Here is a 13,248-nt window from a genome sequence, read left to right as displayed (position 1 = left end):
GCTTTTCAAATTGAAGATTATCCTTCAAGCAATAGCTGCTCCGGATCTTCAAGCAAGTTTTTAATCGTGACAAGGAATCCAACTGCTTCTTTACCATCGACAATTCGGTGGTCGTAAGAAAGAGCTAAATACATCATCGGACGGTTTTCAAAACGTTCTTCATCAATTGCCACAGGACGAAGCTGAATTTTATGCATACCTAAAATTCCAACTTGAGGGCTGTTTAAAATTGGTGTTGAAAGCAGTGAACCGAATGTTCCACCGTTAGTGATCGTGAATGATCCACCTTGTAGCTCATTCAGAGACAATTTGTTATCTCTTGCTTTTTTCGCAAGATGACCAATTTCCTTTTCAATCCCTGCAAACGACAATCTGTCTGCATCACGGACAACCGGTACGACAAGTCCTTCGTTAGCAGCAACGGCGATGCCGATGTCATAGAATTTCTTCAAGACAAGCTCATCACCTTGAATTTCTGCGTTAAGCAGCGGATATTTCTTCAGTGCTGCTACAACTGCTTTTGTGAAGAAGGACATGAAGCCAAGCTTTACATCATTTTGTTCAAGGAAGGCATCTTTACGGCGCTTTCTTAAGTCCATCACGGCCGTCATATCCACTTCATTAAATGTTGTCAGCATCGCAGCCGTTTGCTGAACCTCAACTAAACGTTTTGCAATCGTTTGTCTGCGGCGTGACATTCTCTCACGTTCAACTGGCTTTCCTGGTTGCTCATTTTGCACCGCAGCATTTGCTTTTGGCGCGGCTTTCGGTGCACTTGCAGGTGCTTCATTCTTTTGATAAGAAGCGACATCCTGCTTTCGTACCCTGCCCAGCGGATCTACGGTTGGAATCTCAGATAAGTCTAGTCCCTTCTCTCTCGCCAGTTTTCTAGCTGCAGGAGAAGCAATGGTTCTGCCATTACCAGATTTCGGCTCTTCTTTCACTGCTTCTTCTTTTTGGGCAGCTGCCGGTTCTTCTTTCGAAGCTGGTGCAGACTCTTGCTCAGGTGCTGGAGCTGCGGACTCGCTTCCGCCAGCTTCACCTGCTGCAATTGTTCCAATGACTTCTCCAACTTGTACAGTGTCACCAGAATCTTTCAGCACTTCTTTCAGTACACCAGATTCTTCGGCTGTCAGTTCGACATTGACTTTATCTGTTTCAAGTTCTAACAGGTACTCTCCCTGCTCCACATAATCGCCCGGCTGCTTTAGCCATTGAGCAATCGTTCCTTCCGAGATCGATTCCGCTAATTCAGGTACTTTAATTTCCGCCATTTTTCATTTCCCCCTTAGTTTTTGCGAGTCAAGCTATCAGATACAATTCGTTCTTGTTCTTTTTTATGCACAGTTGGGTCACCCTCAGCCGTACTTGAACGTCTTCTTCGGCCGATATAACGTACTTTTACTTTTTCAGGCGCAATTTCACGTAAATATGGCTCAATGTATCCCCAAGCCCCCATATTTTGTGGCTCTTCTTGCACCCATACGATTTCTTCTAAGTTTTTTAGTTTCGATAAAATCGCTTTAATATCTTTGGCTGGGAATGGATATAGTTGTTCCACTCTCGCAATGTGAAGCCAATCTTTCGCCTCTTCCATTTGGGTAAAACGATCACTAATATCGATTGATACCTTCCCGCTAGATAGCACGAGGCGCGATACTTTTTCGTGATCATGCACAAGGCCTGGCTGTTCAAGAACTGGACGGAACTGTCCATCCGTTAATTCCTGGACTTCAGACAATGTGTTCGGATTACGAAGCAGACTCTTCGGTGTCATGATGACAAGCGGACGAATCTCTTCACGAAGCAGCATTTTCGCCTGTCTTCTAAGGATATGGAAGTATTGTGCTGCACTTGTCAAGTTCGCCACTGTCCAGTTATTCTCAGCAGCTGATTGCAGGAAACGCTCTGTTCTACCACTTGAATGTTCAGGTCCTTGTCCTTCATATCCATGCGGCAAGAGCATCACTAGACCTGATTTTTGCCCCCATTTTGCGCGGCCAGCTGAAATAAATTGATCGAAATACACTTGAGCCGCATTTGCGAAGTCTCCAAATTGAGCCTCCCAAATGACTAACGTTTCAGGAGAATAGACATTATAACCATATTCAAATCCGATCACTGAGCCCTCTGACAGTGGACTATTATGAACAGTAAATGATGCGTTTGCATCACTCAGCTCATGAAGAGCAATAAATTCATCTCCAGTTTGACTGTCGTGAAGAACAAGGTTTCTTTGAGCAAAAGTACCGCGCTCTGAATCCTGTCCGGTCATTCGAATTGGCGTACCGTCTTTTAATATAGATGCAAATGCAAGTGCTTCCCCAAGCGACCATTCTACTTTACGGTCATCTGTAAACACTTTTGCACGTTTTTCAAGGATCCGCTTGAGCTTACCAAATACTTGGAAATCCTCCGGCCAGCTGATCAATTCTTCATTCAGCTTTCGTAATACATCAAATTCTACTGATGTATCTACTGCTGGGAAGCCATTTGATACTGGTTCTGGCAGTTCAATTTCTTGAATCGTATGCTCTTTCTTTGAAGGCACCTTTTGATAGGCTTCTTCTATTTTCGTCGCTACAGCCTGCTCGATTTCTTCACGCTGCTCTTTCGTTAGAAGACCTTCTGTAACAAGTTTATCTGCAAAGATATTCTTGACCGTTTTGTGCTTTCTGACTGCATCGTACAGCATCGGCTGAGTCGTAGAAGGCTCATCCATTTCGTTATGACCGAATCTGCGGTAACCGATCAAGTCAATTAAGAAATCCTTCTTAAAGCGTTTGCGGTATTCTACAGCTAGCTGAACAGCCGCTAAACATGCTTCTGGATCATCTGCATTGACGTGAACAATTGGAATCTCAAATCCTTTTGCAAGGTCACTTGCATATTTTGTTGAGCGAGATTCATTGCTTTCTGTTGTAAATCCGATCATATTGTTTGCAATGATATGGATTGTTCCGCCCACCTGATAGCCTACAAGTTGACTTAAATTTAATGTTTCTGCCACAATTCCTTCTCCAGGAAATGCCGCATCACCATGAATTAAGATGGCTAATGCCTTTTCAACGTCTTGGGCTGGATAACCTTTTTGAGTACGTGTTTCCTGAGCGGCACGTGTGCTTCCTTCAATGATTGGATCAATGAATTCCAAGTGACTTGGGTTATTGGCAAGCGTAACTCTTGCACTCTTTGTATCTTCGTCTTTAATTTGGCGATCTGCTCCAAGATGGTACTTTACATCACCTGTCCACCCGTAGCTGATGCCGATAGAGCCTTCTGATGGAACAAGCTCTTTATTTGGCGCATGCTGGAATTCTGAGAAAATAATCTCATATGGTTTTCCTAACACATGTGCTAATACATTTAAACGGCCTCTGTGTGCCATTCCAATGTTAATATTTGAAGTCCCTTGTGTAACAGACTCTGAAATAATTTCATCAAGTACTGGGACAAGTGCGTCTAATCCTTCTATTGAGAAGCGCTTTTGCCCAACAAATGTTTTATGAAGAAACTGTTCGAACTGCTCAACTTCTGTTAATCTCTTGAAAACAGAAACTAGTTTATCCGCTGGCTTTTTCTTAAATAGTTCACCAGACTCAATCGATTTTGAGAGCCAGTTTCGTTCTTCGAAATCATGCACGTGATCAAACTCAAATGAAATGGTACGCTTATACGTATTTCTCAAATGGTTAATGGCTTCTATGCCGTTTGAAATGTGTTTTGGTGCGTCAGGACTAATAATAGATATTGGAATATTCTTGACGTCTTCTTCTGTTAAACCGTACTCCTTTAAAGGAAACAGCTCTTGTAATTCCTTTTCTTTGCGAAGAGGATTGACGGAAGCATTTAAATGGCCATACGTTCTGATGTCTTCTGCCAGTTTAACGACTGATGCTATCTTTTGGATTTGTTCAGAAGTAACTACGCTATTTTCTTTTTTCCCAATTTCCTCCTTCATTTCACTCGGTGGTGCACCAAGTTCATCAAATATGCCTCTTAGATCTTCATCAACACTAGTAGGATCCTGGACATACTGATCGTAGAGCTCGAGCACATAGCCGAGGTTCGGACCATGAAATTCTTCCCAACTCAACGGTTGTTTCACATCATTTTGAAACATTTTGAACACTACCCCCAACTTTGATCATCAAGTGATTGAACACTATCTCGATATAACTTCCAGAACACAATGACCAAATTTATGTAATAAAACGCTTCCAATAATATTCTACCACTGTTTCGGATTACTTTCTACATTCTTTGTTCAATTAAAGATAAAAAATTCACAGAAAAACAAAAAATTTAAATCATTCCGAAAAATATTTTGAAGAAAGGGGCAAAACCTTATGCCCCAATGCTTTTATGCAGTAATTTTTTCAGTAATGGATATAAAACATCCGGCAATGTATCGACATCTGGTACAAAAATGCTGAACTTGCCATACATATCTTGAATGGTTTTTATCTGTGCTTCTTCGATCGGCGAATTGGATAAAAACACATTGATCACCTCAATGCCCTTTTTCCTCGCCTCAAGAACTGCTTCATGTGTATCGACGATCCCATTTTGTTCGTAGCTGAAGGCAGCTGGCTCTCCGTCTGAAAAGACAATGAGAAACTTTTGCTCTTCTCTTCGTTTTAAAATCATTTTTGTCATTTGGCGAATCGCATAGCCATCCCGGTTATCCTCTTCTGGTTCAAGGGACATAATGGAAGGACCTGCATCAAATAAAGAATCTTTGAACGACACGACCGTGTTGAAATAGTTCGGCTGACTGGTTTCGGTTGCGTCGTTTGTATCTTCCCAAAATCCTACAATTTGATGTGGGACTTGAACGGATTTTAACGCTTCATGAAATAGAACAATTCCTTTTTTCGTCTCGTCCATCTTGTCAAACATGCTGGCAGAACAGTCTACTAATAAAGTGAAAACAGCATCAATCTCCGAAGAAGGTGCCTGTTTTTTATAGAAAAGACGCGGGTTAGACTCTGTAAAATAACGAATCAGCTTTTTACTCAGACGCCCTGCATGAAGGTCCGTTTTTGGCCATGATTTTTTGTGTTCGAGCGTTTTTTGAATCATCTGTTTTAAGCGTTTCTGATAAGGCTCAATCTCCTTAGCGTGCTGCTTGTATACATTGATTTGTTCTGGCGCGGGAGGATCAGGTGAAATCATGACTGGAAACGCATATTTGTTCTCTTTTCCATTCTCATGAGCATCCGCCCCGCTTTCTTCCCCTTCAGCCTCTTCCAGCGCCTCAAGCTTTGAATAATCTTTTCGGTATGTTTGCTTGGCAGAGCCTTGGACAGTGCCGAGTGCTTGATCTCCGTCATCGCCTTCTCTTGCTGCATCCTTCCCGAGATCACTTTTACCGCCGTGCTCTAAATCAAATTGAAGGAAGCTTTTTGACGGCGCTTCTGTTTCTCGATGCCACACTTCCATATACTCCTGGTGGATATCTTCATCGCCCTCTTTTTCCCGGTCGACTTTGATGTCCTCACTTAATTTAGGTTTTCTTTTCAAGTCATGAAACAGCGGTTCTTTTGCCGCTTTTTCATAGTCCAATTCCGGGAAGAAAAAGTACGTATTCAGCATATCCTTATCAAGAAGCTCATCAAAGCCTTCCATTAATTCTTTGACAATGACTGCGATATCTCCGGTTGAACCCGCTTCATATACACGCTCAAGACTTGATTCAACAAACGGAATCATTGGGTTGATCCGCTCGTGTAGAGGCGGAATCTCTTCCAGCGGCGAATCAGCTGTCAGCTTCACATACATTGCACAATAGAGTGCATCCGTTAGAATGCTTCGCTCTTGGTTAATTGTTAATTGCGTCTTAAAGTGTCGCCGGTACAGCTCTCTTCTTCGTTTAAATACCTTTTTTGTTCCTGGGCGATCGCGTTTAATTCGCTCTTCAATCCGGATATCTTCAAACAGCATAAACAATTGTTTACATAGATCAGGAATGGAAATTGTATGGGCATAGCGAATAATTTCCTGAAAGACAGTCAGATCACTATAAACGGTTCCTACTGCACGGAGGAACACATCACTTTTTAGCCCGGCTGTCATGTCTTCTTGTTTACGATCATCCCAAAAATGGCTGATGAAAATTTTCTTTTCAAAAGGCTCATAGTAAGAATGCACTCCGTATTCAAGCTCGACATCATCACTTTTTGCTAACGTTTTAGCTAAATCCGTTAATTCCATAAATAAAAATGAATCGATTCTGCTGTCATTAAATTTGATGAATTTCAAAAGTCAGAACCTCACTCGAATAATGTTTGGGCAATATTTCTTACCGCTGCTTTTTCCCGGTCATCTTCTAGCTTTTCAACAATCCCTCGTTCAACTGCACGAAGCGGCGGGATGTATTGCGCAAGATCACATGTGTCTAGGAGTGCGCGAATAGATGCAGCTTCTTCACTTACCTGCCCGTTGTGCGCCTGTGTAATGAGGTCTGATGAGAGCTGCACGAATTGATCGATTAACCGTTCATCCTTTAATACAGATTGAGATTGCAGTACATCCTTTAGGATACCGCCGCCGATATATGGAACGTCAATCACAACAAAACGGTTTTTTAACGCTTCATTTAGAGGCACTGTGCCGACATAGCCTTCATTGATTGCCGCAATCACGCCAAAGCCTTCATCTGCTCGAACGACCTCGCCTGTAAATGGGTTTGTCATCATTTTTCTGTAGTCGAGTACACCGTTTAAAATAGGCAGTGTTTCCGGCTTCGCCATGTTGATTTCATCAATATATAAAAGATGGCCTTTTTTCATCGCTTTCGTTACGGGTCCTTCAATAAATTCAATAGAAGCAACTTGACCATCATTGTGAATGGTTTTATAGCCAATCAAACTTTCTGCATCAAGATCAACCGAGCAGTTCACACTATGCATCGGCTGCTGAAAGAAAGCAGATAAAGTTTCTGCTAGTTTTGTTTTACCTGAGCCAGTCGGCCCTTTTAAAAGAACATTTTTGCCGAGTGCTAGTGCAATCATCGCATCTTGTATGATAGACGTATCCTGTGATTCATAGCCGCCTGTTCCAATAAGCGGACGGAATTCTTCTTCTAGTCCTTTTGCTTTTGCTTCAATCATTGCTTGAATTTCTTCTGGGAGTGATTGTTCGTTAAACATATATGATTAATTCCTCTCTTCGATCATTTTCCTCACCAAGTATACTAAAAAAACCTTTATGCACTCAATACATAAAGGCTAGACATCTGTTATTTTACCATTTCTTTTGTAATCGCTCCGCAAGCGATGCGTTTCCCTGAGTTTCCAGAAGGGTTGCTTAAGTAATCATCTGCTTCTGCATGAATGATAAAGCTCCGTCCATTTTGATCGATTAATTGGTTTGGACCTCCCTTTAACGTCACATCTGGTACATTCACGACAACATCAATTTGTCCATCTGCCCCAACTTCTAAATTAGGCATATCTCCAGCGTGGTGGCCTTTTGGGTTATCAAATCCATGCTCCCGGTGTGTTGGATTAAAGTGAGCCCCTGCCGTTTCAAAATCTGGCGCTTCACATATTCCTGTTTCGTGAATATGGAAGCCATGAGGACCAGGCGGCAGATCTTTCGCTTTCACATGTAAATCCAGCCCATTTTCCGAGGAATCTCTTACTTCGATGCTGCCTATTTTTTGCCCGTTTTCATTGATGAGTGTCGTGGTAACTGGTGCTTGTTTAGGTGCTGCAACCTCGCTGATTTCTTCTGTCGTTTCTTTTTTCGGCGGTGCATGACATGCTGTTGCGACAAAGACCAGACACATCATGATCACCCACACTGACTTTTTCATATGACTGCCCCCTTTTGATATCAGTATGGACAATCTGAACAATAGGCAAACAAAAAAAGCCGAAAATCGGCTTTTTTTAGAAGAAACGTTTTGCACCTAAATAGGCTTTTTTCCAATATGGGTTGCTTAAGTTCGAGATCCCAACTCCGCTGTCACTTGCATGAAGGAAATCTCCTCCGCCAAGGTATAGTCCCATATGAGATGGACCCGCTTTGTATGTTGTGAAATAAACAAAATCGCCAACCTGAGGTGTGCTCACAGGTTTCATCATACTCCAGTAGCCTGCTGTGCTTAATCTGGATACAGACGAAACTTTATTAATGAGGTAATAAACAAAGCCGCTGCAGTCAAAACCAGATGGTGTATTGCCGCCCCATCTGTAAGGAATGCCTGTCAGCTTTTTCCCTTCTTGGATCATCGTCGTGATTTTTGCATTCATCGGCACATCATTTTTGTTATTATTGACCGGAGTTGTTGAACCGTTAGACGTAGAACCATTCGACCCAGTTGAGCCTGAAGCTGCACCATTAATTTTTAGAACTTGTCCAATTCTAAGCACATCGCTTTTTAAGCTGTTGGCTGTGCGGATGGATTGAACCTGCACTTTAAATTGATTCGCAATTTTCCATAAGGAATCGCCTGATTTTACAGTATAAGATGTCGCTTTCCCGCTTGAAGGCGGGTTGCTTGGTTTAGCAGGTGCTTTCGGCTGACTTGGTTTTGATGCAGCCGTCCCTTTTACTTTCAATACTTGATTCGGATAAATCATATCAGATTTTATCCCATTCAATGTTTTGATTTCACCAATCGACATATTGAGCGAATTCGCAATTTTCCAGAGAGAATCCCCTAATTTAACCTTGTATGTACTTGATGAGGATGAACTATTTGAGTTCGTTGTCTTATTGTTTGAGCTGGAATTTGAAGAGGAGTTTGATGACTGGCCCCCGCTTGTCTTCGTACTTCCAGATACCTTTAGCTTTTGTCCAGGACGAATTAAGTCACTGTTTAAGCTGTTTAGACTTTTTAAGCTTGCGACTGACATTTTATGATTTTTTGCAATGAGCCATAAAGAATCTCCAAGCTTTACAGTGTAGCTTGATGTCGTTGAAGCATTTGATTTCGTTGCTTTTGATCCAGTTGACGAGCTGGATTTTTTGCTTTTTGCGCCAGGAATTTTCAAGCTTTGTCCTGCAAAAATCATCGTCGTTTTTAGTTGATTAAGAGATTGAAGTTCCGAAATACTTGTATTGTACTGTTCGGCAATCTTCCAAAGTGAGTCACCGCTTTTCACTTTGATCGTCTGTGCTTCTGCCGGTGCAGCAAACACAGCTGAGCCAGCGATCGCTGAAACTGTGAGGCCGGTTACTACTTTTTTCTTCATAGATGAATCTCCGCCTTTCATATTTCATTCAATAAGACTTATGTACTAGTTTTGAGTTTAGCATTTAATGGTTCTGCTTCTCTTGCACTATTTTATCTTTATTTCTATTATATTACTCGACATGTAGACTTTGGGCAATAACAAATAGGCTAAAGCAGCCAACTCAAAATGCTAAAACAAAGCCATATCGTTTCTATCGGCAGTTTGCTGTATTTATAAACATTTTTTAAGGAATTTTTAAGTTGACGTTTAGAAATTTGTCAAAACAAGCACGGTGCTAGTTTCATAGTTCTATTCTACATGACAAATTTTTCTGTATCAAATGACTTTTTACTCAATTGGCTGTTTTTTCTCCTCAAATGAAAAAAAGCATCCTTCCGAATGAAGAATGCAGCGATTCATTTTTATTTCCTTATTTCAGGTTCTTTTACAGTGAGCGGATAAAGGACTCCTTCTTTCGCAAACGACATTTTTCCCGTTTCTTCTGATACGACGAGAACAAGTGCATCGGTCATACCAGAGAGTCCGATCGCGGCCCTGTGTCTTGTCCCGAGAGAAGGATTAACTTTTTTTGAAGTAAGCGGGAGCACATTTGCAGCAGATACGAGTGTATTCTCTTTGACTAAAAGAGCACCATCATGAAGTGGATTTCCTGGGTAGAAAATGCTTTCTATTAATGAAGCACTAATTTTCGCATGAAGATTTGTCCCTTTTTGAATAAAATCCTCAACCTCATCACGCCTTTGAATCACAATAAGTGCCCCGTGTTTTTGTTTTGATAAGTTCTCAATGGCTAACGAAAATTGAGCAAATCCAGGTGTGAATTCTTCCATATACGATTGCAAATAAAACGAGGAAGCCTCTGCGTGCATTTCATTAAACTCATCATGTAATGACTCGAGATCACAAAGTAGACATTGCTCGATCTCATCAAGGGAATCAATAATGTCACTTGCATCCTTCATGATTTTCATCAAGTGTGTTCTCATGTCCACTTTAAATAGCGCTTCTTCATTCGTACGATTGATCATTTGATCTTTTCCCTCCTCCTTTTTGTTGTCATAAAATAACAAATTATGCGCATTCTATTGATATGGAGGTGACTTAATATGACCATTCAGAAAGTGATTCAATATGCTTGCAGCATTTTAGGTGTTGTCAGTCTTTCCTTTATTTATGCCCAAATGTTTAAAAAAACGAAGCCATCTAAGAAAAATAATCCGACGGAGAATTGATTTTTTTACATAGCATGATATAATCCTCTCGTTATTTCTGTTCAGAGAGGAACTTATGATGAGAGAAACAAATAGCATTCGAGCTAAGGTGACACTATTTTTAACCATTTTGATTCCGATTTTAATCACTCAAGCGGGTCTTTCGCTTATTACGTTTTTAGACACCGTAATGTCTGGAAAAGTGAGTGCAGAAGACCTTGCGGGTGTTGCGATCGGTTCTAGTATTTGGACACCCGTTTATACAGGACTTGCTGGTATATTAATGGCCGTTACGCCGATTGTCGCTCAGCTGATGGGCGCTGGGCATAAAAAAGATGTTCCCAAGGCTGTCTTTCAGGCGATTTATTTATCCTTTCTTTTAAGTATCGGTGTGATTGCGATTGGTACAATCAGCATCCCTTACGTATTAGGTGGACTTGGACTTGAGCAATCCGTAGAGGATACTGCGCGGCATTTTCTCAGTTTTCTTGCTTTTGGTATCATCCCGCTGTTTGGTTATTCGGTACTCAGGTCATTTATTGATGCATTAGGGAAAACACGTGTGACGATGTTCATCACGTTAACAGCACTTCCTATTAACTTTGCTTTAAACTATGTATTTATTTTTGGGAATTTTGGCTTTCCAAAGCTTGGCGGTGCGGGAGCTGGCCTTGCATCTGCGATGACGTATTGGGCCATTTTCATCATGAGTATTTGTATTGTCATGAAAGCAGAACCATTTGCCTCATTTCGTTTGTTTCAAAAACTGCCTCGAATCAATATCTCCCGTATGGGGCAAATACTAAAAATCGGTCTTCCTATTGGGTTTGCGATCTTTTTTGAAACGAGTATCTTTGCAGCTGTCACGCTGTTAATGGGTCACTTTGATACTGTGACGATTGCAAGTCACCAGGCTGCGATGAACTTTGCTTCTATCTTATATATTTTACCGCTCAGTATCTCAATGGCTTTAACAATTGTCGTTGGGTTTGAATCCGGTGCCAAGCGGTATAAAGACGCGCAAAACTACAGCTATATCGGAATTGGAACGGCGGTATTATTCTCATTGTGTACGGCGGCACTCATTTTGTTATTTAGACCAGAGATTGCTGGTTTATACACAGCTGAATCGGCTGTTTTACAGTTGACACAGCACTTTTTGATTTATGCGATCTTTTTCCAGCTGTCAGATGCAATTGCTGCACCCATTCAAGGGGCTCTGCGCGGCTATAAAGATGTGAACTATACGCTCATTGCCGCATTTGTTTCTTACTGGGTGATCGGTCTTCCTTCCGGCTATTTGATTGGCACCTATACCTCATTTGGGGCATTTGGCTATTGGATTGGTCTCATTGCAGGACTTGCCGCTGGTGCCGTCGTCCTCTTTATTCGTCTCAGATTGATTGAAAAACGCTTGCTTCAGCAAGCGCCCAATCACTAAAGACGACACAAAAAAAGCAGCTGATCGATGTCAGCTGCTTTTTTATTTAGTCATTCCATTGGTACGTCCAGAAAATTTCTTCATCGAACCATTTTTGGACGACAGGTTCTTTGTTTTTCAGCTTCTGTTCAAGCTCTCTCAGCATGCCTTCTGTTTGCGTTCTATGCGCTCTCAGTGCATTTAATTTGATATCTGCTACATCTGTAATGTCGATCATAATATCTGCATTTCCCAGCACTTCTTCTCTATTTCTCGTAATGGCCATGCAGTATGTGACAGGACGGTCTTCTTTTTTCTTACGGTAAAGAGCGCGAATAACCGCTTCTCCTGTAGCATCATGATCAGGGTGTACACCGTGTCCTGGATAAAACGTGACAATCAGTGTAGGTTTGACTTCATCAATGATGTTTTCCATCACATCAGCTAAATACTCGTCGTCTTCAAATTCCAATGTTTTATCACGAAGTCCAAGCATACGTAAGTCTGTGATATCCATTTCTTTGCAGGCATTGATTAATTCCTGTTTTCTTAATTCAGGAAGTGTTTCACGATTGGCATATGTTGGGCTGCCCATATTTCTGCCCATTTCCCCAAGTGTCCCGCATGCATACGTGACTGGGATTCCGCGTTTTCTGCTTTGTGCAATGAGACCTGCAACCCCAAAGGATTCATCATCTGGGTGAGGCAACATCACTAGTACATGTTCGTTCATGACTCGTCACCCTTTCTTCTACACCTGAAATGGTGTTTCACTAATTTGTAATGAGATCGCTAGTTTTCCGTCTGGCAAGTGCCCTGCTAACAGCAGGCGGCCATGGTCATCAAACACATAATCCGTTAATCCTTCTGCGTAAATCCAGCCATCTTCTGTTTTCATTCCAACACGGTACGGACCTTGTCCTTTTATTTTCGCCTGTGAATAGACGACTTTCGCATTTCGGATATATGCCACGACCGTCATATTTTGTTCATTTACATGAGCTGAATAAGAACCAGTTGTCGTTTCAAGATGAACGAAAACTGGACGATTTAAAAACGATTCAAGATGTGTTGTGACATCTTCCGTTTGAATTGGTTTCATGAGTGGTTCCTTCCTTCATTTTGAATTAATTCTCGCAGCTTTTTTGTATGTAAGCTGATCAGCTGCAGCTGATGATCATGCTCAAGCTCACTTTCTAATATTCTCTCTACAGCGAGCACATATTTTTGATGGAATGATTTTCTCGCCCGCGGATGAGTGCGCGCATCGCTTAAATCATCACATATCGCCTCGAGTAAAGAAGACATATCATCGACATCAAGCTGACGATTTTTCCATAAAGATTGATAAGCGGCTGCAAGCTCATTGGCAGATGACATGTAATCACCTCTACAGTTTTGGTAACAA

The 13,248-nt window shown here is 41.5% G+C and carries 12 protein-coding genes; 2 read left to right on the top strand and 10 right to left on the bottom strand.

The genetic code is table 11. The features are described 5' to 3' along the window. Positions 1-17 precede the first annotated feature (17 nt). The 7 genes from odhB to cdaS all read right to left on the bottom strand — a co-directional run bounded on the left by odhB (position 18) and on the right by cdaS (position 10,237). On the bottom strand, positions 18-1,274 hold the full coding sequence (gene odhB / locus C6Y02_RS09250) for a 2-oxoglutarate dehydrogenase complex dihydrolipoyllysine-residue succinyltransferase (protein ID WP_034660924.1): 1,257 nt from the start codon (positions 1,272-1,274) through the stop codon (positions 18-20). A 14-nt stretch (positions 1,275-1,288) separates the two neighbouring features. Continuing rightward, positions 1,289-4,123, bottom strand: a complete 2,835-nt coding sequence (sucA, locus tag C6Y02_RS09245; protein ID WP_106031089.1) for a 2-oxoglutarate dehydrogenase E1 component — start codon at positions 4,121-4,123, stop codon at positions 1,289-1,291. A gap of 224 nt (positions 4,124-4,347) precedes the next feature. Next, positions 4,348-6,264, bottom strand: a complete 1,917-nt coding sequence (locus C6Y02_RS09240) for a vWA domain-containing protein (RefSeq protein WP_106031088.1) — start codon at positions 6,262-6,264, stop codon at positions 4,348-4,350. 11 nt (positions 6,265-6,275) lie between these two features. Beyond that, on the bottom strand, positions 6,276-7,154 hold the full coding sequence (locus tag C6Y02_RS09235) for an ATP-binding protein (protein ID WP_003215912.1): 879 nt from the start codon (positions 7,152-7,154) through the stop codon (positions 6,276-6,278). 89 nt (positions 7,155-7,243) lie between these two features. Next, entirely contained in the window at positions 7,244-7,822 is a 579-nt protein-coding gene (locus tag C6Y02_RS09230) for a superoxide dismutase family protein (RefSeq protein ID WP_034660928.1), read from the bottom strand. A 76-nt stretch (positions 7,823-7,898) separates the two neighbouring features. Further along, positions 7,899-9,206 (bottom strand): C40 family peptidase, encoded by a 1,308-nt coding sequence (locus C6Y02_RS09225; RefSeq protein WP_066030765.1) that lies wholly within the window; start codon positions 9,204-9,206, stop codon positions 7,899-7,901. Between the two features lie 404 nt (positions 9,207-9,610). Continuing rightward, complete coding sequence (cdaS, locus tag C6Y02_RS09220) at positions 9,611-10,237, bottom strand: sporulation-specific diadenylate cyclase CdaS (protein ID WP_060596554.1); 627 nt, start codon at positions 10,235-10,237, stop codon at positions 9,611-9,613. 78 nt (positions 10,238-10,315) lie between these two features. Between cdaS and C6Y02_RS19615 the strand changes: the two genes are divergently transcribed. Then, positions 10,316-10,441, top strand: a complete 126-nt coding sequence (locus C6Y02_RS19615) for a hypothetical protein (RefSeq protein ID WP_003215647.1) — start codon at positions 10,316-10,318, stop codon at positions 10,439-10,441. A 58-nt stretch (positions 10,442-10,499) separates the two neighbouring features. Further along, positions 10,500-11,861, top strand: a complete 1,362-nt coding sequence (locus tag C6Y02_RS09215) for an MATE family efflux transporter (RefSeq protein WP_106031087.1) — start codon at positions 10,500-10,502, stop codon at positions 11,859-11,861. Between the two features lie 46 nt (positions 11,862-11,907). On the opposite strand, the gene bshB2 is transcribed toward C6Y02_RS09215, so the two are convergent. The 3 genes from bshB2 to C6Y02_RS09200 are packed head-to-tail and all read right to left on the bottom strand — an operon-like array spanning position 11,908 to position 13,220. Further along, a complete protein-coding gene (gene bshB2 / locus C6Y02_RS09210) occupies positions 11,908-12,573 on the bottom strand; it encodes a bacillithiol biosynthesis deacetylase BshB2 (RefSeq protein ID WP_034660932.1) in 666 nt (221 codons plus the stop codon). Between the two features lie 18 nt (positions 12,574-12,591). Beyond that, a complete protein-coding gene (locus tag C6Y02_RS09205) occupies positions 12,592-12,942 on the bottom strand; it encodes a YojF family protein (protein ID WP_034660934.1) in 351 nt (116 codons plus the stop codon). Then, positions 12,939-13,220 (bottom strand): hypothetical protein, encoded by a 282-nt coding sequence (locus C6Y02_RS09200; protein ID WP_034660935.1) that lies wholly within the window; start codon positions 13,218-13,220, stop codon positions 12,939-12,941. Before C6Y02_RS09200 ends, C6Y02_RS09205 begins: the two co-directional genes overlap by 4 nt. Between the last annotated feature and the right edge of the window lie 28 nt (positions 13,221-13,248).

The organism is Bacillus sp. NMCC4 (genome assembly GCF_002998555.1).
In the GTDB taxonomy this organism is placed as follows: domain Bacteria; phylum Bacillota; class Bacilli; order Bacillales; family Bacillaceae; genus Bacillus.
Note: the sequence above shows the minus strand (reverse complement) of the source record. Positions and strands in the feature narration are given on the sequence as shown.

Coding starts and splice junctions, on each gene's coding strand:
- C6Y02_RS09200 (WP_034660935.1), bottom strand. CDS start 13,220: ATGTCATCTGCCAATGAGCTTGCAGCCGCTTATCAATCTTTATGGAAA.
- C6Y02_RS19615 (WP_003215647.1), top strand. CDS start 10,316: ATGACCATTCAGAAAGTGATTCAATATGCTTGCAGCATTTTAGGTGTT.
- C6Y02_RS09230 (WP_034660928.1), bottom strand. CDS start 7,822: ATGAAAAAGTCAGTGTGGGTGATCATGATGTGTCTGGTCTTTGTCGCA.
- C6Y02_RS09215 (WP_106031087.1), top strand. CDS start 10,500: ATGAGAGAAACAAATAGCATTCGAGCTAAGGTGACACTATTTTTAACC.
- C6Y02_RS09225 (WP_066030765.1), bottom strand. CDS start 9,206: ATGAAGAAAAAAGTAGTAACCGGCCTCACAGTTTCAGCGATCGCTGGC.
- C6Y02_RS09205 (WP_034660934.1), bottom strand. CDS start 12,942: ATGAAACCAATTCAAACGGAAGATGTCACAACACATCTTGAATCGTTT.
- odhB (WP_034660924.1), bottom strand. CDS start 1,274: ATGGCGGAAATTAAAGTACCTGAATTAGCGGAATCGATCTCGGAAGGA.
- bshB2 (WP_034660932.1), bottom strand. CDS start 12,573: ATGAACGAACATGTACTAGTGATGTTGCCTCACCCAGATGATGAATCC.
- cdaS (WP_060596554.1), bottom strand. CDS start 10,237: ATGATCAATCGTACGAATGAAGAAGCGCTATTTAAAGTGGACATGAGA.
- C6Y02_RS09235 (WP_003215912.1), bottom strand. CDS start 7,154: ATGTTTAACGAACAATCACTCCCAGAAGAAATTCAAGCAATGATTGAA.
- sucA (WP_106031089.1), bottom strand. CDS start 4,123: ATGTTTCAAAATGATGTGAAACAACCGTTGAGTTGGGAAGAATTTCAT.